This window comes from Christiangramia sabulilitoris, assembly GCF_007050985.1.
Classification (GTDB): domain Bacteria; phylum Bacteroidota; class Bacteroidia; order Flavobacteriales; family Flavobacteriaceae; genus Christiangramia; species Christiangramia sabulilitoris.
The window spans coordinates 88,460-110,131 of the sequence record NZ_VHSF01000003.1 but is presented as its reverse complement, the minus strand read 5'-3'; the positions used below and the strand labels follow the sequence as shown (position 1 = coordinate 110,131).

The window sequence follows — 21,672 nt, the reverse complement described above, 5'->3', positions numbered from 1 at the left end:
AATCTTTAAGAGGCTGATTTATAATAAAAAATCCCGGTGCAGACCGGGATTTCTATATTTCTTAAATTGAATACTACTGCTTTACTTCATATCTCCAGCCAAATTTATCCTCGGCTTCGTTATATTGTATCTTCATCAATTTATCCTTAAAGAATTTTGCATATGAATCCTCGATCTTTGGCAGTTCAAATTTTTGATCTTTATGGCCAAAACCGGCGATGGGGTTTATAACCGTTGCGGTTCCTGATCCAAACATTTCTTTAAGCTCTCCTTTTTCAGCAGCTTCAACGATTTCATTAACACTAACCCGGCGAACCTCTGTTTCTATATTAAACTCTTCGGCCAGGGTAAGGACACTTTTTCTGGTAACCCCGTCAAGAATTCTATCGTTGGTAGGAGCGGTTACCAGTTTATCCCCGATTCTGAAGAAAATATTCATAGTACCCGCTTCTTCAAGATAATCGTGTGTATTAGCATCTGTCCATATTATCTGCTGAAAGCCTTCTTCCTTGGCCAGGTTTGTAGGATAGAACTGTGCTCCGTAATTACCGGCAGCTTTGGCAAAACCAACTCCGCCATCTGCAGCACGACTAAATTTTTCTGAAAACTTCACTCTTACCTCACCGCTATAATAAGCCTGGGCGGGGGAACAAATGATCATAAATTTATATTCCCTGGCAGCAGAGGCTGAAACACCGGCCTCGGTAGCAATTACGAACGGTCTTATATATAAACTGTTTCCAAATCCCTGTTTGATCCAATCTTTATCAATTTTTAAAAGCTCTTCCAGAGCATTGAAAAAATACTCTTTTGGAAATTCAGGAATTGCAAGTCTCTTACTGGATTTATTGATCCTTTCAAAGTTCTGGTCTGGTCTAAAGAGCCAGATCTTCTCATCCTTGTCTTTATAGGCCTTCATACCTTCAAATACCGCCTGCCCGTAATGAAAAACCCTCGCAGATGGTTCCAGAGACAGGGGGCCGTATGGCTTAATTTTTGGCGTTTGCCACTCTCCATCTTTATAATCACACTCCATCATATGATCTGTAAAGACCTGCCCGAACACGAGACTATCAAAATTTATATCGTTTATCTTAGAGTTGGGAGATCTTTGTATATCTATCATCGAGGTGAGATTTTTCATAATTTTTTGATTAGACACAAATTTACCATAATAATAGCAGAATCAAAATCTAAAGTTTTGGTAAATTTGATGCTGAAGGCCTTATAATTCCTATATATATGAAAATTTTACTACTAACTGGTTTGCTATTTCTAAGTCTTATCTCCTGCAAGGAAAATTCTTTAAAACAAAATAATGATCTGGCTCAGCTGGAAAACTCTCAGAATGAGTTTGAGAGTTATGGAGAAAAGATCTCGCCAGATAATAGTCTTTCAGCTAAAGAGATGCAGGAAGTTTACCGGTCCCTGAAGCCGGGGGATACTGTAAACGCTAAATTTAGTACAGAGGTTTTAAGCGTTTGTAAAATGAAAGGTTGTTGGATTACCCTGGCTTTGCCCGGAGAAGATGAAGACCCTATGGTGAAATTTAAAAATTATGGTTTTTTTGTGCCGAAGGATATTGCTGGTAAGGAGGTAATCGTAGAGGGTATAGCATTTATAGAAGAAACAAGTGTTGAAGATCGCAGGCACTTTGCACAGGATGCAGGGAAATCTGCCGGGGAAGTAGAGGCAATAACAGAACCATCCATATCTATGGGTTTTCTGGCTAATGGAGTTCTAATAAAAAAATAGTTTGGAAAGAAAGATTATAAAGACCGGTGATGGCTCGGTTACCATACACCTGCCTGAATGGGACGAACAGTATCATTCCAAACACGGAGCGGTGCAGGAAGCACGGCATGTATTTTTGAAAATGGGATTACATTACTTTCTGGAGTTTAACCAGACCTTGAATGTCTCCATTCTCGAGATTGGGTTTGGTACAGGTTTGAATGCTTTTCTAAGCTTTCTGGAAGCTGAAAAATCAGACCTGAAAGTCAATTATACTGGAGTAGAAGCTTATCCTGTGTCCTCAGAAGAAGTATTACAATTAAATTATCCTGAGGCTTCTGAAGCCGGTGATAAAACTACATATTTTAAAAAGATCCATGATATACCGTGGGAAAAAGCCGGTGAGATAAGTCCTTCCTTTAAATTAACCAAACAGCAAAAGAAATTCGATGAGATAATTGATGATAATTTGTATGATATCATCTATTTCGATGCCTTTGGGGCACGGGTTCAACCCGAATTATGGACAGAGGAGATATTCGCGATTATGTACCGGGCGTTGAAAGATAATGGCGTTCTCGTAACTTATGCTGCAAAAGGTAGTGTACGCAGGGCTATGCTGGCCACCGGATTCCTGGTGGAGAAGTTGCCGGGCCCACCAGGAAAAAGAGAAATGTTAAGGGCTGTTAAAAAAATGAGTTAAACTCGTTAAACCTCTTATAAAATCAAGCATTGCCATAATGTCTTATGTATCTTAACAGGAAAAACTTATGCGGGTATTAATTACAGGGGCAACAGGTCTTATTGGCTCAAAATTGAGTGAGTTATGCCGGGATAAAGGAATCAAAGTGAATTACCTCACCACTAGTAAATCCAAGATAGAAAAGAAAGAAGGTTACCAGGGCTTTTATTGGGATCCCAACCGTGGAGAATTGGAAAAGGGTTGTCTGGAAGGAGTGAAAACGATAGTTCATCTTGCCGGTGCCAGTATCGCTGAGCCATGGTCTGAATCTTATAAACGGAAAATTATCAAAAGCCGAACCGAAACGGCGGGGCTACTGTTTGAAACTCTTAAGAAAGATCCTATGCAGGTTGAAAATTTTATTTCTGCCAGCGCTATAGGAGTCTATCCCAGCTCGCTGGAGAAATTATACTTTGAAGATAATACAGATATCGCTGATAATTTTGTAGGCGAAGTAGTTAGAAAATGGGAGAATGCAGCAGATCAGTTTGAAAATTTAGGCCTGGATGTGGCCAAAATCAGAGTTGGTCTGGTTCTGGCTGAAGACGGTGGTATGCTGGAAAAAATCAAAAAACCTATATCGATGAATATGGGCGCAGCTCTGGGTAGTGGTAAACAATGGCAGTCGTGGATACATATTGAAGACCTGGCCGGTATCTTCCTGTATGCCATAGAGAATGATCTTACCGGCACCTATAATGCTGTTGCGCCAAATCCGGTTACCAATAAGGAGCTTACCGATGAACTGGCCCGGCAAATGGGGAAATCTGTATGGTTGCCTAATGTCCCGAAATTTGCTTTAAAGACTTTGCTGGGGGAAATGTCCCAGATCGTTCTTTCGAGTCAATTGGTAAGTAGTAAAAAAATAGAAGAGGTAGGTTATAATTTTGAATATACAAATCTATCGCGCGCTTTGGGAGATCTTACCTGATCGCAAAAAAAAAGGCTGCCAAAAAGCAGCCTTTTTTTAAAATTCAAATACAAACTAGGCCTTACTTGCGGTAAGGTTTATTTTTAAAGCTACATCGTCATTGATGAATTTATCACCCAGTCCGTCAAATACAGATTTAGAACCGTAGTTCACATTCCATTTAGTACGGTCTATAGTAAATTCTTCACTTTTAATGCTAATAGTTTCTCCTTCTCTGGAAATACTAACCGGGAAAGCGATATTTTTAGTCTCACCTTTAAGAGTAAGATTTCCCTGTAACATAGCCTGTCCTGCTTCTTCGGTAATTCCGGTTACTTCAAAAGTAGCTTCAGGATATTCATTTACATTGAAGAAATCACCTTCCTGTCCTTCCACAGTTCCTTTTAGGTGAGCTTCAAGATTGCTTTTTTGATCACCTTCAAGATCTGTAACCTCTATAGATTTCATGTCGATTACAAAAGTTCCGCTTTCAATAACACTGTCATTAGCTTTAAAGCTTCCATTAGCAACCTTAATTACTCCGGTATGAGTGCCGGTAGGTTTTTCACCTTGCCACTCGATCACAGATTCTGAAGTATTCACATTAAAAAGCATCGCTTCTTCCTGAGCAGTAGCTACTTCTTTCTCTTCAGCAACTTCTGCTTCATTATTATTGTCCTTACATCCGGTTACCGCCAGGCCAAGACCCGCGATCACAAATGCATTTAGAAAAATTCTTTTCATTTGATTATAATTAATTAAAAAGTTTAGCCGCAAAAATATGAGCTTTATTATTCGTCATTTCATAAATATTTCCTAAAATAAATCTTGTGACATTTTGACATTTTTAAAGAATTGGCAGTGAATTTGACCTGTTGTGGACGTAAGTAAAATTATAAGTAATGAGTCGAAAAGAAGATAAGATAAAAGACACTAATAAGGATATCAAAGACCAGATGGAAGAAGCGATAGATAATGCTATCGATGAGGTTGATGGAAAGGATGAAAACACAGAGGAGCAAGTGGATACAAAAGAACAGGAGCTTACCGAAGAAGAGCTGTTAAAAGAGGATCTTCAGAAGGAAAAGGATAAGTTTCTGAGACTTTTCGCCGAATTTGAAAATTATAAAAGGCGTACCTCAAAAGAAAGATTGGAACTGTTTAAAACAGCTAATCAGGAAGTAATGACAGCTATGTTGCCCGTCATGGACGATTTTGACAGGGCGATGAACGAATTGCAAAAATCTGGCGATAAAAACCTGCTGAAGGGAATAGAGCTTATTCACAATAAACTCAGGGAAACCCTCAAGGCTAAAGGCTTGGAAAGAATGGAGGTTGAACAGGGAAGTGATTTTGATTCAGAGATCCACGAGGCGATAACCCAGGTGCCGGCACCTTCAGATAAACTTAAAGGCAAGATTGTTGATGTAGTGGAGCCTGGATATAAGTTAGGAGAAAGGATTATTCGATATCCAAAAGTGGTGACAGGAAAATAAGAATCGCTTTTACAAAATTTGTAAAAACCCAACATGAAAGAAGATTATTACGAAATATTAGGCGTTAGCAAGGACGCTTCGGCAGCAGAGATTAAGAAGGCATATAGAAAAATGGCTTTAAAGCATCATCCTGATAAGAATCCGGGAGATCCTAAGGCAGAAGATATGTTTAAAAAATCTGCTGAAGCTTATGAAGTTCTGGGAAACCAGGAAAAAAGAGCCAAATATGATCGTTTTGGTCACCAGGCCTTTGAAGGTGGTGGCTTCGGCGGCGGCGGAGGTATGAACATGGATGACATTTTTAGTCAGTTCGGTGATATCTTTGGCGGTGGCTTCGGCGGCGGATTTTCAGGCTTTGGCGGTGGCTTTGGCGGCGGTCAGCGTCGTGCTAAAGGCAGCAATTTAAGAATCAGAGTAAGCCTTAATCTTGAAGAGATCGCCAATGGATGCGAGAAAAAGATCAAGGTAAAACGTAAAGTTCAGGCTTCAGGGACCACTTATAAGACCTGTAGTACCTGTAATGGATCAGGTCAGGTTACCCGGGTGACGAATACTATTCTTGGTAGAATGCAAACTGCATCTCCCTGTACTACCTGCGGAGGTAGTGGCCAGATGATAGATAGAAAACCGGAAGGTTCAGATGCTCAGGGACTTGTTTTGAAAGAGGAAACCGTTTCGATAAAAATTCCAGCGGGAGTTGAAGACGGAATGCAATTGAAGGTTTCTGGTAAAGGAAATGATGCTCCTGGTAATGGTATTGCCGGTGATTTATTGGTTGCTATCGAAGAAAAGGAACATCCGAGCTTACAAAGAGAAGGGGATAACCTACATTATGATCTTTACATAAGTTATTCTGAGGCAGCTCTTGGATCATCCAGAGAGATCGATACCGTAACCGGCAAAGTTCGCATTAAGATCGAAGAAGGGGTACAGTCTGGAAAAATTCTGAGATTAAGAGGAAAAGGTATAAGCAACATAAACGGCTATGGTAAAGGGGATTTACTGGTTCATGTAAATGTATGGACTCCGAAAACCCTGTCCAGAGAGCAGAAAGAATTTTTTGAAAGAATGGCCGAAGATGAAAATTTCCAGCCAAATCCTGAGAAAAGCGATAAATCGTTCTTTGAGAAAGTAAAAGATATGTTTTCTTAAAAAAACCCGTTTTAAGAAAAAATTTATATATTTGAGTATCACTAAGTCTATTAGTGATAATTTTTCTTTTTCATAGCAATTTTTTTCCCATCCTTAATTTTATTAAGGGTGGGTTTTGTTTTTAGGACCATTTTGTAATTTATAAAATCTTCTTAATGCCCTTTAACTCTCTCTGTATTTCTATATCTTTAACATTACTCAAATGACTATATGGAAAATCTTTTGGTTGCGGAGAATATCTACAAACGCTTCGGAAATTTTACTGCACTCAACAATGTTTCAATAAATATTCCCAAAGAAAGTATTTTTGGTTTACTTGGTCCCAATGGTGCCGGTAAAACCACGCTTCTTCGTATCATAAATCAAATCACCATGCCAGATGAGGGAATGGTTTACCTTGATGGCAGACCGTTGCACCCTGATGATATTGCTCACATAGGTTATCTTCCGGAAGAGCGCGGACTTTACAAATCCATGAAAGTGGGAGAACAGGCGTTGTATTTGGCGAGATTAAAGGGTTTGAGTAAAGCTGAAGCAAAAGAAAGACTTAATTATTGGTTTAAGAAGCTGAATATTGAAGAGTGGTGGGATAAAAAGATACAGGAGCTTTCTAAAGGAATGGCTCAAAAAGTACAATTTGTAATCACCGTTTTACACCGCCCAAAATTGCTGATCTTCGATGAACCTTTTAGTGGTTTTGATCCTGTGAATGCAAACCTGATCAAAGATGAAATTCTTCAGTTAAGGGAAGAAGGTGCTACCATATTATTTTCAACCCATAGAATGGAAAGTGTTGAGGAGTTATGTGATTATATTGCCCTAATCCATAAGTCCAATAAATTGCTGGACGGTAAAGTTTCAGAGATAAAGAAAGAATATAAGTCTAATACTTTTGAAGTTGGCCTGGATGCGATTAACGAGCCGGTACTGCTAAAAGAGCTGAAAGACAGGTTTCAAACCGGTCCTGCAAAATTTAAGAGTATCCAGGAGGATTTGAAGTTGAGCATTAAATTAAAGGATCATGAAAACTCTAATGATCTTATTCAATTTTTGTTGCCCCGGGCCACGATCAATCATTTTGTCGAGGTCATTCCTTCTGTAAACGATATTTTTATTAAAACTGTCACTCAAAATGCGTAACCTCAGGCTAATCATCAACCGGGAATATATGGCCAGGGTCAGGAACAGGACCTTTATCGTCATGACCTTTTTAAGCCCGCTCATTTTTGTGGGTATGATCATGCTTATTGCCTATTTGAGCATGCTGAACAGCACAGAACAAAAGATCATTGGTATACATGATGAAAGCGGACTTTTCGCTGAAGAATTCAAGGACGGTGCACAGGTACAATATCTCAACTATTCAGATAAATCACTGGTGTCTGCCCGGCAGGAAGTGCTGGAAAATGAATATTTTGGCTTAATCCATATTTCTGAGGTCGATAAGGATTTTGGGAAACCCGCGGTTGAATTCTTTGGTAAGGATACCCCCGGTTTTGGAACAATAGAGAATATTGAAAAAACCATTTCAGATAAATTAACCCGTGAACAGCTTATAGCCAAAGGCATAGATGTATCAGAAATAGACAAGGCACGCAGAAATGTGAGTGTGGAGATCCAGAACTTCGCCGGCGAACAGAGTTCTAAAATGTCTAATTATATTAAAATGTTCTTTGGAGGTGCTGCGGGTTACTTGCTAATGATGTTCATAATTATCTATGGAAACATGGTGATGCGCAGTGTTATTGAGGAAAAAACTAATCGTATCATCGAGATCATTGTGTCCTCGGTCAAACCTTTTCAGTTGTTACTGGGGAAAGTTTTAGGAACCTCTCTTGCCGGGATTACCCAATTTAGTGTCTGGATCATTCTGGGGAGTATCCTATTATTTGGAGTGTCTTCATTTTTAGGGATTGACCCATCCAACGCCCAGACCCCGGCAACAGCAGCCATAAACGGTGCTTCCCAGCCTGAGATCAATCAACTTGTTATAGACATACTTAAATTACCTTATGCCACTTTGATAAGTTTCTTTGTGGTATACTTTTTAGGAGGATATTTTCTTTACAGTGCGATTTATGCCGCAATAGGAGCAGCTGTAGATAGTGAGACAGATACCCAACAATTCATGTTTCCTATTATCCTGCCTTTAATATTAGGTATATACGTTGGATTCTTTTCTGTAGTTGAAAACCCACACGGGACAGTTTCTACAATATTTTCAATGATCCCCCTTACTTCGCCTATAGTAATGTTAATGCGTATTCCTTTTGGAGTACCATGGTGGGAAATTGCCATTTCACTTACACTTCTACTGGCGACAAATTTTGCCGTTCTTTGGATATCGGCTAAAATATACAGAGTAGGGATTTTAATGTATGGTAAAAAACCTACGTACAAGGAATTGTACAAATGGCTTAAATATTAGGTATGCAGGACGATCAAACCACTAAAGAGAAAGTTACTGAAGTGATCGAGCAGGATATCTGGGGCCTTATAAAGGAGATCTGGAATGCCGGTTTTAGCTATTCAATAGGTGGAGAGGAAATAGAGATCACGGTAGGACTGATGGTTCTTATTATCCTGGCATTTTTAGTAACCAGTGTGGTCTTAAGGATCGTTAGATCATTTATTACTTCTAAGCTGATGGAGGAGGACAAAATGAAATTCATTTCTGTCTTTAAATTCATCAAGTACTTTGTGTATGTTGTGGTGATCCTGATTACCCTTAGCTCTACCGGGATAGATGTAACCATTCTTCTTACAGCCTCGGCAGCGTTGTTTGTTGGTCTGGGTCTCGCCTTACAGGAATTATTTCAGGATGTGATTGGAGGTATCTTTATAATTCTGGATAAATCTCTTTTAGTGGGAGATGTGATCGAAATGGATGGAAGGGTTGCCAGGGTATTCGAAATAAAACTCAGGACTACCAGGGCATTGACCAGGGATGACAAAGTAATGATCATTCCAAATCATAAATTCATTAGTGATACCGTTTTTAATTACACCCAGAACCATAAAACTACCCGGGAAGCAGTTAAGGTTGGAGTATCTTATGGTAGTGATGTGGAAAAGGTGAGAGAAGTATTGCTGGAATGTGCCCGGGAACAAAAAGGGATTTTAAAAAAACCGGAACCTTTCGTTCTTTTTGAAGATTTTGGAGATTCTGCTCTGCTTTTTGGTTTACATTTTTATGTTTCAGATAGCTTTGTGGATCCAAAAGTAAAGAGTGAACTAAGGTTCAAGGTTAATAACAAGTTCAGGTTGAACAATATTACCATTCCTTTCCCGCAAAGAGATGTACATATGTTCTATCCCCGGGGAATTCAGGATACAGATGAACTGCAGAGTGATGATGAAGCATAAAATAATTTTTATAAGCCTGGTGATTTTTGGTTGCCTGGGTATGACCGCCCAGCAGACCGATCTGTTTAGATTTGAGTATACCTATTTCCCTCAGAAAAATTCAGATAATTCCTTCAGGCGTGCCCGGGCTATTGGGGCATTTCCTATAAAGCTGAAGAAAGAGGGAACTTACCTGGTGCCCAGTCTTGAATACAGAAATGTGAATTTTAAATATGAAGATCCTGAAGCCTTCGATACCAGTGAGCTGGATAGGTTTCAATCATTTACTGCTACGCTGGGTTATACTTTTAAGATCGGGGAGCACTGGCGGTTCGGTGCAGAAACGGGAGTAAAGATAGCATCTAATTTTTCTACTGGTGATGTAATAAGTGATGATCTTATTTATACGGGTACGGTCGTATTCGTCAAAACCAGGGAAGACCTTTTAACCGATGATGCAACTAGGTGGATTCTCGGTTTGCGCTATTCTACTACGGCCGGTTTCCCGTTTCCCCTGCCAATAGTGAATTATTATAAGCGCTGGGATGAAAAATGGTCTTTCGCACTGGGGACACCTAAATCCAATTTAAAGTATTATTTTAACTCAAAACATGAGATCCAGGCTTTTGTAACGCTGGATGGATTTTTCGCCAATATTCAAGAGAATTTTGATGCAACCCCATCAAATGCAGGTAATGATAACATTGCCGAGAATATTTCAATGACCATTGTGCTCAGTGGTATAGGTTATGAATATAGCCTTACAGATCATCTCAAGTTCTATATTTATGGAGGGCACACCATAAGAAATGATATCCGATTACGTGATGGTAATATGGATGATGTTTTACAAATAAATGAGACTAATACCTTTTATGGTAGAAGCGGAATAAAATTTACAATTTTCTAAATGGCAAAAATATTACTGATAGAAGACGAAGCATCTATAAGAAGAGTGCTGAATAAAATATTAAGCGAAGAGAGTAAGGACTATGAAGTTGCCGAAGCAGAAGACGGTCTGGCCGGAATGGAACTGGTTAAGAATGAAGATTTTGACCTGATCTTGTGTGATATTAAAATGCCGAAGATGGACGGGGTGGAAGTTCTGGAAGCGGTTAAAAAGATCAAGCCCGAAATTCCGGTTGTTATGATCTCGGGGCATGGCGATCTGGATACAGCGGTGAATACCATGAAACTCGGTGCTTTTGACTATATCTCGAAACCACCAGACCTGAACAGGCTGCTTAATACTGTAAGAAACGCACTGGATCGTAAGGAGCTGGTGGTGGAAAATACCAGGCTTAAAAAGAAGGTAAGTAAGAATTACCAAATGGTTGGTGAGTCTGAAGCTATCCATAATATCAAGGATATGATAGAAAAGGTGGCGCATACAGATGCACGGGTTCTTATTACCGGTCCCAATGGAACCGGAAAAGAGCTGGTGGCGCACTGGTTGCATCAGAAAAGTGATCGTTCCAAAGGTCCTATGATCGAGGTGAATTGTGCTGCCATTCCTTCAGAACTTATAGAAAGTGAATTGTTTGGGCATGTTAAAGGAGCATTTACTTCTGCCAATAAAGACAGAGCGGGTAAATTTGAAGCGGCTAATAAAGGAACTATCTTTCTGGATGAGATCGGGGATATGAGTCTCTCTGCTCAGGCTAAGGTTTTGAGAGCTTTACAGGAAAATAAAATTTCCAGGGTAGGTAGTGACAAGGATATCAAAGTTGACGTTCGCGTTGTGGCCGCCACCAATAAAGATCTCAAAAAAGAGATCGAAGAAAATAATTTCAGAGAGGATCTTTATCACCGCTTAGCTGTGATTCTGATAGAAGTACCGGCTCTAAAAGATCGCAAGGATGATATCCCGTTACTGGTAGATTATTTTAGTGAGAAAGTCGCTAAAGAACAGGGTACTCATAAAAAAGAATTTACTCCCGAGGCAATTGAGGTTCTCAAAAACAGCGAATGGCGAGGTAATGTAAGGGAACTGCGTAATGTGGTAGAACGCTTATTCATTCTGGGTGGTAAAGAGATCACCGAGGATGATGTAAAACTTTTTGGCAGCAGGTTTTAAGGCCTGTAATTTCTCGGATTTTTAGGGTCGTATTTCAGAAAGTACATAGTATCTCCACTGGGATGGTCCCATTCATGAAAAAGTTCAAAACCTACCCGTTGATAAACGACCGCATTCGTTCTTCCGCGGGTTTCTGCATATAAGGGTAAGCCGGTATCATGAGCCGTTCTAAAGAATACATCTTTCATTTCCTTTCCTACCTGAGTGTCTGCCCCGCGATATTCCTTGAGTATTCCCCAAAACCAGCAGTAGAGGTATTCACCTTCCTGTGGCCGCTGATTTTTTATATACTTCTGAGTTTTTAAGATATTTAAAGCATTTTTAACTCCGGTGACATTAAACACAAGTTTTAGCTCGGTCCATAGATCTTTCCAAAGATTATCATCTTTTTTGCTGGTCTTAAAAAGGATCGCAATTCCCTGTCCATTTTCAGAAACTATAAGGGCATCTTTAGCAATAGCCTTATCAACCATATGAGTCGCCAGGTATTTAAATCTGGCATCACGATTACCTCCTTTTTTTACGACATCCATGGAAGATGGAATCTCCTTAAGCAGAATGGTAACCTTATCAATGATATCTTTTCTTTCTATTGTCTCCAAGCTGATTGTATTTTGTTGCGAATATAAAAAAAATTAACTCTTACAAAGATTGTATATTTAACTATACAAACACTTAATATGAAGCAAATAGATACCTCCGGATTTAGAGTTACTTCAAAGATTGAACTTACCAAAGTAAAGACCAGGATCGACTTGGGTGTTCCCGAGGATAAAGTTAAGAAAGAGCTCAAAAAGATTCGTAAGGATCTTGGTGATTGGCAGGACACCCTTTATGCTTATGGTAAATGTTCAGTATTGATCTGCCTGCAGGGTATGGACACGGCCGGAAAGGACAGCCTTATCAGGGAAGTATTTAAGGATTTTAATAGTAGGGGAGTAGTTGTGCATAGTTTTAAGGTTCCATCTGAAAAGGAATTAAAACATGATTTTCTCTGGAGACACTATATAGCTCTTCCCGAAAGAGGGAAATTTGGTGTTTTTAACCGAACCCATTATGAAAATGTCCTGGTTACCAGGGTGCATCCGGAATATATTCTCAATGAAAACCTGCCGGGAATTAAAAAGAAAGAAGACATTAATAGCAATTTCTGGGAGCAGCGGTTTGAAAATATACGCCAGTTTGAAGATCATATCGCCGATAACGGAATGATAATATTTAAATTTTTCCTGCATCTTTCCAAAGAGGAACAGCGTCAGCGTCTTCTCAGGAGGCTGGATAAACCGAATAAGAACTGGAAATTCTCCCCGAGAGATCTTGAGGAACGTAAACTCTGGAATAAATATCAGGAATGCTACCAGGAGGCTATCAACAAAACTTCTACAGAAAAGGCTCCATGGTATATCATTCCCGCAGATGATAAATCAACGGCCCGGTATCTCGTAGCAAAAATACTGCACGATCAATTAACCAGATATCAGGATATACAGGAGCCTGAACTGGCTCCGGAAATCAAAAAAAATATTGCCGATTATCGTGAACAACTCACAAAAGAGGAGAATTAAAACGATCAATTCGTATAAATAAAAAAATAGCTGTTATTTAGCGCCAAAAGAAATTTTAATGAGATCAATTTATATAGCTGTCACCTTCTTTTGTATAGGGATAATGGCTTCTGCACAAACCTCTTCTTCAGACGATTCCCTTAACATCAGGAAGATCTATGATATGTCACTATTAAATGGTAAAAGCTATGAATGGCTGGATCATTTATCCAATGATATTGGTAGTCGCTTATCTGGTTCTTATGGTGCAGAGCAGGCGGTTAAATATACTAAAGCAGAGCTGGAGAAACTAGGCCTTGATAAGGTATGGTTGCAGCCGGTAATGGTTCCTAAATGGACCAGGGGAGAAAGAGAATTTGCTTATGTACAAACAGGACCGGGAGAAACCAGGAATATAAATATTACAGCCCTGGGTGGTTCTATTGCTACTCCGGCAGGCGGAATTAAAGCCGGGGTTCTGGAGGTTGAAGGGATCGAACAGCTCAAAGAATATGGACGCGAAAATATAGAAGGTAAGATCGTTTTTTTTAACCGGCCCATGCAGGCAGATCTTATTCAAACCTTTGAAGCCTATGGAGGATGCGTAGATCAAAGATATTCCGGTGCCCGGGAAGCGGCAAATTATGGCGCAGTTGGAGTGATAGTGCGATCAATGAATTTAAGACTGGATGATTTTCCACATACCGGTTCCATGAGTTACGGTGATCTCCCAGAAGACAAAAGAATACCTGCAGCCGCGGTTTCTACAAATGATGCTGAATACCTGAGTTCAATTTTAAAGATACAGAACGATCTTGAGCTTTATTATAAAATGAATTGTGAACAACATGAAGATGTTGAGTCTTATAATGTAATTGGAGAAATAACTGGTTCTGAATATCCCGGGGAGATCATGGTGGTTGGTGGTCACCTGGATTCATGGGATTTGGGAGATGGTTCGCATGATGATGGTGCGGGAGTGGTTCAATCACTGGAGGTTTTAAGACTTATAAAAGAAATAGGTTATCAGCCAAAAAGGACCATTAGAGTAGTACTTTTTATAAATGAAGAAAACGGTTTGAGAGGCGGTAACAAGTATGCTGAGGTTGCCAGGTCTAATTCTGAAAACCATGTGTTTGCCTTGGAAAGTGATGCAGGAGGTTTCACCCCCAGAGGTTTTGGAATTACGGCCACAGATGCTCAATTCAAGAAAATATTGTCCTGGAAAAATTTATTTAAACCATACCTTATTCATTATTTTGAAAAAGGTGGTGGCGGTGCAGACATCAATCCATTAAAAGGAGGGGATATGGTGCTGGCCGGGTTGAGACCTGATTCACAGAGATACTTTGATTACCATCATGCGGCGAATGATACTTTTGATAAAGTGAATAAAAGGGAGTTGGAGCTTGGAGCCGCTACCATGACCTCGCTTATGTATCTTGTGGACAAATACGGGCTGGATAATATTAGTAAAACCAATACTGAACTTGCCGATTAAGCAGTCTTCACCTGAAGAATTTAGATTTTATCCCTTTCAAAGAAATCTAAAGAGGCTACCTTTGCAGACTTAAAAAAATAGTTTTTGCAACTTTCGGCTTATACCAGAGAATTCGGAAAAAATCTTAACATCGCCTACCCGGTGATGCTGGGGCAGTTAGGTCACGTAATGGTTGGCCTGGTTGACAACCTGATGATAGGAAGGCTGGGTGCAGCTCCACTGGCTGCGGTTTCCCTGGGAAATGCCCTTGTATTTATCGCCATGTCTATGGGAATTGGTTTTTCCTTCGCCATAACTCCTTTGATCGCAGAAGCCGATGGAGCGAATGACCTCGAAGGCGGCCGTAGTTACTTTCATCACGGGCTTATTTTGAGTACGATCAATGGATTACTGCTGTTCATTCTTTTACTGGTGGCAAAACCCATCCTGTATTATTTGGATCAGCCGCCAGAAGTAGTGGAATTAGCTATTCCATATCTCAACATCGTTGCACTTTCAATGCTGCCGTTAATGGCCTTCCAGGCATTTAAACAATTTGCCGACGGGCTTTCCCAAACCAGATATGCTATGTATGCTACTTTACTGGCTAACGTGGTAAATGTTGTTTTTAATTACCTGCTTATTTACGGGATCTGGATTTTTCCTAGACTCGAACTGGAAGGTGCCGCCTGGGGAACCCTTATTTCACGATTTTTTATGCTTTGGTTCGTGTGGGAAATCCTGAGAAGGAAAACCAAGTTTGCTGAATATTTCAAGTGGTCCAAAAAGGAAATGCTTAAATGGGCCATCTTTAAAAGGTTGCTTTCCCTTGGATTGCCAACGGCCTTACAAATGTTATTTGAAGTGGCCATCTTTACCGCTACCGTATTTCTAGCCGGTAACCTCGGTACCAATCCACAGGCCGCAAACCAGATAGCACTTAACCTTGCTTCCATGACATTTATGATCGCCGTAGGCCTTGGTGTAACCGCCACAATAAGAGTGGGAAACCAGGTGGGTTTAAAACAATACCGGGAACTAAGAAGGATTGGATACTCCATATTTTTGCTGGTATTTCTAATCGAGGCGGTCTTTGCTATTCTTTTTATCCTGTTAAAAGATATACTTCCGGTTTTTTATATAGACAATATAGAAGTGATCTCACTGGCGGCACAACTGCTTATTATCGCAGCTTTATTCCAGTTAAGCGACGGTGTTCAGGTGGTTATCCTGGGGGCATTGCGTGGCCTGCAGGATGTAAAGATCCCAACCGTGATCTGTTTTATTTCTTACTGGATCATTGGTTTTCCGGTAAGTTATTATTTTGGTCAGGCAGATAAATTGGGGAGTATGGGAATTTGGCTTGGCCTGCTGGCAGGGTTGACCTCCTCGGCATTATTATTATATTTCCGGTTCAATTATCTTAGCCGGAAATTAATCAGAACTAAAGAATCAATACTAATTAATTAAATATATGGAGCTTCCAAAATTTATATTAGGGGATAATACAGATCATCCAGAATCTATTTATGTAATTCATACCGAATTCCCAAGATTTATCATTGATCTTAAAGACGATGAAGTAGAGTGGCTGGAAGATTTTGATAAGGAAGATGAGAAAGAACTTTCAAGCGAAACTGAAGGTCTTATTCTACAGGCCAGCGAATTTTATGACCGGGAGGTAAATCGTTACGAGGAGGATTAAATGGAAAAACTGGCCGAATTAGACAGGGAGCTGTTTTTATTTCTTAATAACCTGGGTACGGAAAACTGGGACTGGTTATGGATTGCCATCAGCGATAAATGGATGGCTATTCCTTTATATGCTCTTTTACTCTATCTTATATTCAGGAAATTCGGCTGGAAACCAACTCTTATTACGATGCTCGTTGTCGCCTTATTGATCACCGCTACAGACCAGTTGGCAAATCTTTTTAAACACGGTTATGAAAGACCAAGGCCCTGCCGGCAGGAAGGCGTTATGGAATATGCCCGCTATGTAGCTGAGAGGTGCGGGAGGTTTGGTTATTTTTCTGCCCACGCAGCAAACTCTACCGGGGTTGCGGTATTTTTAAGTTTACTCTTCAGAAAGCATTATCCCAAACTTTTAGTTTTTCTTCTATTCTGGGCGGTGGTCGTTTCTTACAGCAGGATATACCTGGGAGTGCACTATCCGGGAGATGTTTTAACCGGGATGGCCATTGGAGCTGTATTTGGTTATTTATTTCACCTGTTGAGAAAATATCTCAGCAAAAGATTATTACCAAAGGATCTAAGCGAGGCTTAATAAATATTTCGCCGCGGCGAAAGCAGTGGTTTTGTTATTCTCGATTAGTTCAAGTTGTTCCTTTAATGCAGCCCGTATCTCTGGTTTCTCATAGAACCTGCTTTTTAAATGATCATTTACGGTTTGGTACAGCCAGAATTTATTTTGCTCCAGCCGGTTATGTTTAAAATACCCATTCTCATCAACCTTAGACTTAAAATCTGAAATCATTTCCCAGATATCTTCCACACCTTCATTATAAATTGCACTGCATAATTTCACCTCCGGTTTCCATTCGCTTTCCTTAGCAGGATATAGCTGCAGGGCTCTGCGGAACTCAAGTTTTGCATCCCGTGCCGCTTTCCTATTTTCGCCGTCGGCCTTATTGATCACGATCGCGTCAGCCATTTCCACGATCCCCCTTTTAATTCCCTGAAGTTCATCTCCGGCACCGGCAAGTTTTAGCAGCAGAAAAAAATCGGTCATACTATGTACCGTAGTTTCACTCTGGCCCACTCCCACAGTTTCAATTAGAATTACATTAAATCCTGCGGCTTCACACAAAAGAATGCTTTCCCTCGTTTTACGGGCTACTCCGCCCAGGGAATCACCGCTGGGGGAAGGTCTTATAAAAGCGTTGGGTTTGGTCACCAGATTTTCCATCCTGGTTTTATCTCCCAGGATACTTCCGTGGGAAACAGAGCTGCTTGGATCTACCGCGAGCACGGCTACTTTTTTTCCTTTTTCGATAAGATAGGAGCCAAAGCTTTCTATAAAAGTGCTCTTTCCCACGCCCGGCACACCGGTTATTCCAATTCTCATGGATTTGTGCGCGTAAGGCAAAGCACCTTCAATCAGGAATTCTGCCTGATTCCTATGAGCTGGTTGATTACTTTCTATAAGCGTTATTCCGCGGCTCAAGGCTGTCTTATTCCCATTCAGCAGATCCTTCAGCAGGTCTTGTTCAGAAAATTTATTTTTCCTGAAATTTCTGATCTTTTTGGCAGATTCCGGGCTCACGTTTCCCGATGCAGGTTTGTTTCCAGACTCGCTTAAGGCTGATTTTTGCTGGTCTTTACTCAAAGTTAACTTGAATATTTATGACAAATTTATGAATTGCGGTTTCAGGCATCCTCAAATGCATGCTATATTGAGAAAAACTAAATTACTTAAATTATTTCACGCAATGAAGAATTTGTATAAAACTAAAGTTACTACACATGCCGGTCGTAATGGTCATACACGCAGTGAAGATGGTGTTTTAGACATGGAATTAAGAATGCCGAAAGAACTTGGCGGCGAAGGAGGAGATTATTCAAATCCTGAGCAGTTATTTGCAGCCGGTTATTCTTCCTGTTATGGAAGCGCACTGGAAGTAGTGGCAAAAAAGCATAAAGTAGATCTTGGGGATTATAGTGTTACCGCAACAATCAAGCTGGGTAAGACTGAATCTGGTAACCTGCAGTTATCTGCCATTCTGGATACTTATATTCCTGAGGTAGATGTGGAAACCGGAGAAAAACTTGTTAATGAGGCGCATGAAATCTGTCCTTATTCAAGAGCTACCAGGGATAATATAGACGTTACTCTAAATTTGCTTTTAGACGAGTAAAGTATATATACCACTAGTCTAAAGAGGTGCCAGTAGGCGCCTCTTTTTCTTTTATTGGGATATTGATAAGAGTATCATCCCAGGCCAGACTCATAAAAATAAACTCACCAGATGCCTCGAAGGCAATAGTGAACTGTTCATATACCATCCCGGTCTGTTGAACAGGTCTTTCCAACACAAGCTCGTCAAATCTAGGGTCACGGTAGGCTTGTTTGTCCATATTTATTCCCCAGGGATACATTTTTGAATTGAACATTATTTTCCAGCTGTTTTCCATAGGAATTGTCCATAGCGTATATTTTCCGGCTTTCAGGAGACTTCCGTCAACCTGTAAATCCTTATTCGTTTCAAAGGTAGTTGCTTCATTTGCACCGGTCCTCCACACTTCATTATAAGGAACAAGTTTTCCAAAGATGTCGCGATCTCGCTTATAGGGACGGTTATAAAAAACTTCAATTTCCAGGTCCTCTTTGGTATATACCACCGTATCCTCCGGGCTATGCGCTTTTGTAGTATATCTGAATATCAGGGCGATCACCAATGCGAGAAAGATAATAATACCTCCAATTTTCAAAATAAGCCTGGTATTTCTGCTCATAATGTTTTTTTGAAATTGCTTTTCAATTATTTGGCCAGAACGATTATATCCCGGCATTATTGCTATTAAATGTATGAATATGAATTGAATCTGGAATTTTTTTCCGAATTTTTGCAACGCGGGATTTTTTGTCTCGTCTTTAAAATGAACTAACCCATCAAAAACCAATAAAATTGATACAGCATAAGCTAATAGAAGCTTGTAAACAAAACAGCCGCAGGGCTCAACTCAAGCTGTATAACAAGTATTGCGACGGGATGTATTATGTAGCGCTGAGATTCATGAAAGATTCGATGGAAGCAGAAGATGCGATGCAGGAAGCTTTTGTAAAAGCATTTGAAAAATTACATCAGTTTAACGGTGAGGTCTCCTTCGGGGCCTGGTTAAAAAGGATCGTCATCAATAAATGTTTAGACAAACTAAAGGCCAGAAAACTTGAGCTTGTAGCTATAAATGAGCAAACCCTGGGTACGGTAGAAGAAGAAAATAACTGGCAGGTTGAAGACGGAATTGGAGTCGAGGAGGTAAAGGAAAAGATGGAGAACCTGCCCGAAAAATATAAATATCCTCTGATGTTATATCTCATAGAGGGTTACGATCATGAAGAGATCAGTGAGATCCTGGATATATCCCAGGTGGCCTCACGAACACTTGTACACAGAGGCAAGAAAAAATTACAGGAAGAACTTAAAACATTGCACAATGGGACAGGATATTAGAGAAATGTTTCGAAATGAGAAACATACAGATAGAAAAAAGTTGCGAGAAGGACATCAGCAGAGATTTGAAGCGAGGCTTGATAAGGCCCTGCCGGTTCAAAGCAAGAAAAAGAACCTGGGCAGTCTTCTCCAGATAGCAGCGGTGATCGTGGTGGCGTTGGGGATTGGTGGTTTCTTCCTTTTCAATAATGGAGAGAATCCTGTTCAGAATACCAATGGTATCGTGGAAACTCCGGTAAAGGAAGCATCTGAAGAAAAAACTGACCGGGAAACAGATTACAGACTGAGTGATGTGTCGCCTGAATTTAAAAAAATAGAAGATTATTATATGGCCAGTGTAAATCTGCAACTAGCCAAACTGGAGCTTACTCCCGGAAATAAAGAACTTATAGATGCATTTATGAAGAAGCTGGAAACCCTGAATGAAGAATATATCGCTTTGAATGCGGAAATTCAGGAGACCGGTATTAATGAAGAAACAGTGGAAGCGATGATCGCGAACTTACAGCTAAGACTGGATCTTCTCAAAAAACTGAAAACAAAATTAAACGAAATTGAACAATCAAAAGACAACAGATATGAGAACTATCAGGCTTAAATATGTGATCTTATCACTGCTATTTATCACAGCGGGAAGTTTTGCTCAAACCAGGAAAATGAGTAAAACCTATAAGACTTCGCCAAACGTGAAGGTAGAACTCGATTCCCGTCATACCAACATCATCATCGAAAACTGGGACAGGAATGAGGTACAGATCGAGGCTTATCTCGAGGGAGATACGGGTGACAAAGAGATGACCAAAAAATTACTGGCATCCTGGAACCTGGAAACTTCAGGAAATAGCGACCGTGTTACCATAGAATCTTCGGGTGGCAGCGGTAAATGGAAAATGGATATGGATATAGATATGACCGCGCTGGAAGGTTCATTATCAGAATTACCGGACATGTTGGGACCTTTAATGGAAAATCTCGTAGGCCCAATATTATCAAATATCGCCGAGAATCCGCTTCCACCTGGTTTTGCAGATGACATGAAGGGAATGAAATTCGATTATGACGCTTATAAGAAAGACGGAGATAAATATCTCAGGAAATGGGAGGCTGAATTTGAGAACAAATTCGGGAAGAAGTACGAGATGAAGATGGAGAAGTGGGCCGAGAAAATGGAAAAGAATTCTGAAAAGTGGGAGAAAGATTATGAAATGAAAATGGAAGCCTGGGGCAAGGATCTTGAAAAAGACATGGAAGCCTGGGGTGAGGAATTTGGTAAAAGGATGGAAGCCTGGGGAGAAGAATTTGGGAAGAAGTTTGAAGCCCAAATGGAAAATCGTAGAGGTCCTGCCTTTATCATGGAAAATGGTAAAGCTGTAAATTCTAAGAAAACGATTAAACTTAAAATACCTAAAGACGCGAAACTGGAACTCAATGTTCGCCACGGGGAGCTGAAATTAGGAAACCATATTAAAAACCTTAAAGCCGACCTTTCTCACAGTCGGCTTTCTGCCAACAGGATCTCGGGAAAAAATACGAACATCAGTGCTGCCTATTCCCCGGTAAAAGTAGCTTTTTGGGAATATGGAGTACTTTCCACCCAATTTGTGAAGAGCTGTAAGCTAGATAAAGTGGTAAGTATCAAGCTGGATTCCAATTCCAGTGATGTGGTGATCAATGAGCTGGAGAGCACCGGTGTATTGACGGGTTCTTTTGGAAAACTTCAGATTAATGATCTTGGATCGGGGTTTGAGACTCTCAATATTAGTCTGGAAAACAGCGACCTTGAATTAAATGTTCCAGACACGGCCTTTAATTTCAGCTTCAATGGCATGCAAAGTTCAATTAAGCATCCCTCCGGCCTTAAATTAAAGTCAACAAAATCTTATGATAATGAGATCCTTAATGGGTACAATAAATCCAGAACAGGGAATTCCAATATCACTATAAAGGCAAATTTTAGTGATGTATTGATAAATTAAAACTAAGCCATTACATTTGGC

At 40.1% G+C, this 21,672-nt stretch carries 24 protein-coding genes; 19 read left to right on the top strand and 5 right to left on the bottom strand.

The window, feature by feature from the left end:
* Window positions 1-73: 73 nt before the first annotated feature.
* Window positions 74-1,144, bottom strand: a complete 1,071-nt coding sequence (locus FGM01_RS10705; RefSeq protein WP_166435218.1) for a branched-chain amino acid aminotransferase — start codon at window positions 1,142-1,144, stop codon at window positions 74-76.
* A gap of 98 nt (window positions 1,145-1,242) precedes the next feature.
* On the opposite strand from FGM01_RS10705, the gene FGM01_RS10700 reads away from it, so the two are divergent.
* The 3 genes from FGM01_RS10700 (at window position 1,243) to FGM01_RS10690 (ending at window position 3,407) form a co-directional block, all read left to right on the top strand.
* On the top strand, window positions 1,243-1,755 hold the full coding sequence (locus FGM01_RS10700) for a DUF4920 domain-containing protein (protein WP_143411167.1): 513 nt from the start codon (window positions 1,243-1,245) through the stop codon (window positions 1,753-1,755).
* Between the two features lies 1 nt (window position 1,756).
* Window positions 1,757-2,437 carry a tRNA (5-methylaminomethyl-2-thiouridine)(34)-methyltransferase MnmC2 gene (mnmC2, locus tag FGM01_RS10695; protein WP_143411166.1) on the top strand — a complete coding sequence of 227 codons (681 nt, stop codon included), beginning with the start codon at window positions 1,757-1,759 and terminating at the stop codon, window positions 2,435-2,437.
* A 67-nt stretch (window positions 2,438-2,504) separates the two neighbouring features.
* On the top strand, window positions 2,505-3,407 hold the full coding sequence (locus FGM01_RS10690; RefSeq protein WP_143411165.1) for a TIGR01777 family oxidoreductase: 903 nt from the start codon (window positions 2,505-2,507) through the stop codon (window positions 3,405-3,407).
* 54 nt (window positions 3,408-3,461) lie between these two features.
* Here FGM01_RS10690 and FGM01_RS10685 read toward each other — a convergent pair whose 3' ends face one another.
* The gene (locus tag FGM01_RS10685; protein ID WP_143411164.1) at window positions 3,462-4,130 is read right to left on the bottom strand and encodes a YceI family protein; all 669 of its coding nucleotides are present in this window, start codon (window positions 4,128-4,130) and stop codon (window positions 3,462-3,464) included.
* A 158-nt stretch (window positions 4,131-4,288) separates the two neighbouring features.
* Here FGM01_RS10685 and FGM01_RS10680 point away from each other — a divergent pair, with 158 nt between their 5' ends.
* From FGM01_RS10680 to FGM01_RS10650, 7 genes are all read left to right on the top strand, one after another.
* Window positions 4,289-4,882, top strand: a complete 594-nt coding sequence (locus FGM01_RS10680; protein ID WP_143411163.1) for a nucleotide exchange factor GrpE — start codon at window positions 4,289-4,291, stop codon at window positions 4,880-4,882.
* A gap of 33 nt (window positions 4,883-4,915) precedes the next feature.
* Window positions 4,916-6,034 carry a molecular chaperone DnaJ gene (gene dnaJ / locus FGM01_RS10675; protein WP_143411162.1) on the top strand — a complete coding sequence of 373 codons (1,119 nt, stop codon included), beginning with the start codon at window positions 4,916-4,918 and terminating at the stop codon, window positions 6,032-6,034.
* A 210-nt stretch (window positions 6,035-6,244) separates the two neighbouring features.
* Window positions 6,245-7,174, top strand: a complete 930-nt coding sequence (locus FGM01_RS10670) for an ABC transporter ATP-binding protein (RefSeq protein ID WP_143411161.1) — start codon at window positions 6,245-6,247, stop codon at window positions 7,172-7,174.
* Window positions 7,167-8,462, top strand: a complete 1,296-nt coding sequence (locus tag FGM01_RS10665; protein WP_143411160.1) for an ABC transporter permease — start codon at window positions 7,167-7,169, stop codon at window positions 8,460-8,462. Before FGM01_RS10670 ends, FGM01_RS10665 begins: the two co-directional genes overlap by 8 nt.
* Window positions 8,463-8,464: 2 nt before the next feature.
* A complete protein-coding gene (locus FGM01_RS10660; protein WP_143411159.1) occupies window positions 8,465-9,400 on the top strand; it encodes a mechanosensitive ion channel family protein in 936 nt (311 codons plus the stop codon).
* Window positions 9,387-10,289, top strand: a complete 903-nt coding sequence (locus tag FGM01_RS10655) for a DUF6268 family outer membrane beta-barrel protein (protein ID WP_341478033.1) — start codon at window positions 9,387-9,389, stop codon at window positions 10,287-10,289. Before FGM01_RS10660 ends, FGM01_RS10655 begins: the two co-directional genes overlap by 14 nt.
* Window positions 10,290-11,456: a sigma-54-dependent transcriptional regulator gene (locus FGM01_RS10650; RefSeq protein WP_143411158.1), complete on the top strand. Its 1,167-nt coding sequence runs from the start codon at window positions 10,290-10,292 to the stop codon at window positions 11,454-11,456.
* Here the strand turns inward: FGM01_RS10650 and FGM01_RS10645 are convergent.
* Window positions 11,453-12,058 carry a hypothetical protein gene (locus FGM01_RS10645; protein WP_143411157.1) on the bottom strand — a complete coding sequence of 202 codons (606 nt, stop codon included), beginning with the start codon at window positions 12,056-12,058 and terminating at the stop codon, window positions 11,453-11,455. The genes FGM01_RS10650 and FGM01_RS10645 overlap by 4 nt on opposite strands.
* Window positions 12,059-12,136: 78 nt before the next feature.
* Between FGM01_RS10645 and FGM01_RS10640 the strand changes: the two genes are divergently transcribed.
* The 5 genes from FGM01_RS10640 to FGM01_RS10620 all read left to right on the top strand — a co-directional run bounded on the left by FGM01_RS10640 (window position 12,137) and on the right by FGM01_RS10620 (window position 16,767).
* Complete coding sequence (locus FGM01_RS10640) at window positions 12,137-13,021, top strand: PPK2 family polyphosphate kinase (RefSeq protein ID WP_143411156.1); 885 nt, start codon at window positions 12,137-12,139, stop codon at window positions 13,019-13,021.
* Between the two features lie 58 nt (window positions 13,022-13,079).
* Complete coding sequence (locus tag FGM01_RS10635; protein WP_143411155.1) at window positions 13,080-14,501, top strand: M20/M25/M40 family metallo-hydrolase; 1,422 nt, start codon at window positions 13,080-13,082, stop codon at window positions 14,499-14,501.
* Between the two features lie 84 nt (window positions 14,502-14,585).
* Complete coding sequence (locus tag FGM01_RS10630; RefSeq protein ID WP_143411154.1) at window positions 14,586-15,950, top strand: MATE family efflux transporter; 1,365 nt, start codon at window positions 14,586-14,588, stop codon at window positions 15,948-15,950.
* Window positions 15,951-15,954: 4 nt separating this feature from the next.
* Window positions 15,955-16,185, top strand: coding sequence for a hypothetical protein (locus FGM01_RS10625; RefSeq protein WP_143411153.1), 231 nt, complete (start codon window positions 15,955-15,957; stop codon window positions 16,183-16,185).
* The gene (locus tag FGM01_RS10620) at window positions 16,186-16,767 is read left to right on the top strand and encodes a phosphatase PAP2 family protein (protein WP_143411152.1); all 582 of its coding nucleotides are present in this window, start codon (window positions 16,186-16,188) and stop codon (window positions 16,765-16,767) included.
* Here FGM01_RS10620 and meaB read toward each other — a convergent pair.
* On the bottom strand, window positions 16,753-17,829 hold the full coding sequence (gene meaB, locus FGM01_RS10615) for a methylmalonyl Co-A mutase-associated GTPase MeaB (RefSeq protein WP_143411151.1): 1,077 nt from the start codon (window positions 17,827-17,829) through the stop codon (window positions 16,753-16,755). The genes FGM01_RS10620 and meaB overlap by 15 nt on opposite strands.
* Window positions 17,830-17,932: 103 nt before the next feature.
* On the opposite strand from meaB, the gene FGM01_RS10610 reads away from it, so the two are divergent.
* Window positions 17,933-18,358 carry an organic hydroperoxide resistance protein gene (locus FGM01_RS10610; protein ID WP_143411150.1) on the top strand — a complete coding sequence of 142 codons (426 nt, stop codon included), beginning with the start codon at window positions 17,933-17,935 and terminating at the stop codon, window positions 18,356-18,358.
* Window positions 18,359-18,371: 13 nt separating this feature from the next.
* Here FGM01_RS10610 and FGM01_RS10605 read toward each other — a convergent pair whose 3' ends face one another.
* Window positions 18,372-18,956 carry a DUF2911 domain-containing protein gene (locus FGM01_RS10605; RefSeq protein WP_143411149.1) on the bottom strand — a complete coding sequence of 195 codons (585 nt, stop codon included), beginning with the start codon at window positions 18,954-18,956 and terminating at the stop codon, window positions 18,372-18,374.
* 173 nt (window positions 18,957-19,129) lie between these two features.
* On the opposite strand from FGM01_RS10605, the gene FGM01_RS10600 reads away from it, so the two are divergent.
* The 3 genes from FGM01_RS10600 to FGM01_RS10590 are packed head-to-tail and all read left to right on the top strand — an operon-like array spanning window position 19,130 to window position 21,651.
* Complete coding sequence (locus FGM01_RS10600) at window positions 19,130-19,675, top strand: RNA polymerase sigma factor (protein WP_143411148.1); 546 nt, start codon at window positions 19,130-19,132, stop codon at window positions 19,673-19,675.
* Entirely contained in the window at window positions 19,659-20,273 is a 615-nt protein-coding gene (locus FGM01_RS10595; protein WP_143411147.1) for a hypothetical protein, read from the top strand. Before FGM01_RS10600 ends, FGM01_RS10595 begins: the two co-directional genes overlap by 17 nt.
* Entirely contained in the window at window positions 20,254-21,651 is a 1,398-nt protein-coding gene (locus FGM01_RS10590; RefSeq protein WP_143411146.1) for a hypothetical protein, read from the top strand. The genes FGM01_RS10595 and FGM01_RS10590 overlap by 20 nt, the downstream gene beginning before the upstream one ends.
* Window positions 21,652-21,672: the final 21 nt, after the last annotated feature.

Excerpts from the sequence above, each read along its gene's own strand:
- FGM01_RS10705 (WP_166435218.1), bottom strand. The coding sequence starts at position 1,144 with ATGAAAAATCTCACCTCGATGATAGATATACAAAGATCTCCCAACTCT.
- FGM01_RS10700 (WP_143411167.1), top strand. The coding sequence starts at position 1,243 with ATGAAAATTTTACTACTAACTGGTTTGCTATTTCTAAGTCTTATCTCC.
- FGM01_RS10690 (WP_143411165.1), top strand. The coding sequence starts at position 2,505 with ATGCGGGTATTAATTACAGGGGCAACAGGTCTTATTGGCTCAAAATTG.
- FGM01_RS10685 (WP_143411164.1), bottom strand. The coding sequence starts at position 4,130 with ATGAAAAGAATTTTTCTAAATGCATTTGTGATCGCGGGTCTTGGCCTG.
- FGM01_RS10680 (WP_143411163.1), top strand. The coding sequence starts at position 4,289 with ATGAGTCGAAAAGAAGATAAGATAAAAGACACTAATAAGGATATCAAA.
- dnaJ (WP_143411162.1), top strand. The coding sequence starts at position 4,916 with ATGAAAGAAGATTATTACGAAATATTAGGCGTTAGCAAGGACGCTTCG.
- FGM01_RS10670 (WP_143411161.1), top strand. The coding sequence starts at position 6,245 with ATGGAAAATCTTTTGGTTGCGGAGAATATCTACAAACGCTTCGGAAAT.
- FGM01_RS10665 (WP_143411160.1), top strand. The coding sequence starts at position 7,167 with ATGCGTAACCTCAGGCTAATCATCAACCGGGAATATATGGCCAGGGTC.
- FGM01_RS10660 (WP_143411159.1), top strand. The coding sequence starts at position 8,465 with ATGCAGGACGATCAAACCACTAAAGAGAAAGTTACTGAAGTGATCGAG.
- FGM01_RS10655 (WP_341478033.1), top strand. The coding sequence starts at position 9,387 with ATGATGAAGCATAAAATAATTTTTATAAGCCTGGTGATTTTTGGTTGC.
- FGM01_RS10650 (WP_143411158.1), top strand. The coding sequence starts at position 10,290 with ATGGCAAAAATATTACTGATAGAAGACGAAGCATCTATAAGAAGAGTG.
- FGM01_RS10640 (WP_143411156.1), top strand. The coding sequence starts at position 12,137 with ATGAAGCAAATAGATACCTCCGGATTTAGAGTTACTTCAAAGATTGAA.
- FGM01_RS10635 (WP_143411155.1), top strand. The coding sequence starts at position 13,080 with ATGAGATCAATTTATATAGCTGTCACCTTCTTTTGTATAGGGATAATG.
- FGM01_RS10625 (WP_143411153.1), top strand. The coding sequence starts at position 15,955 with ATGGAGCTTCCAAAATTTATATTAGGGGATAATACAGATCATCCAGAA.
- FGM01_RS10620 (WP_143411152.1), top strand. The coding sequence starts at position 16,186 with ATGGAAAAACTGGCCGAATTAGACAGGGAGCTGTTTTTATTTCTTAAT.
- FGM01_RS10610 (WP_143411150.1), top strand. The coding sequence starts at position 17,933 with ATGAAGAATTTGTATAAAACTAAAGTTACTACACATGCCGGTCGTAAT.
- FGM01_RS10605 (WP_143411149.1), bottom strand. The coding sequence starts at position 18,956 with ATGAGCAGAAATACCAGGCTTATTTTGAAAATTGGAGGTATTATTATC.
- FGM01_RS10595 (WP_143411147.1), top strand. The coding sequence starts at position 19,659 with ATGGGACAGGATATTAGAGAAATGTTTCGAAATGAGAAACATACAGAT.
- FGM01_RS10590 (WP_143411146.1), top strand. The coding sequence starts at position 20,254 with ATGAGAACTATCAGGCTTAAATATGTGATCTTATCACTGCTATTTATC.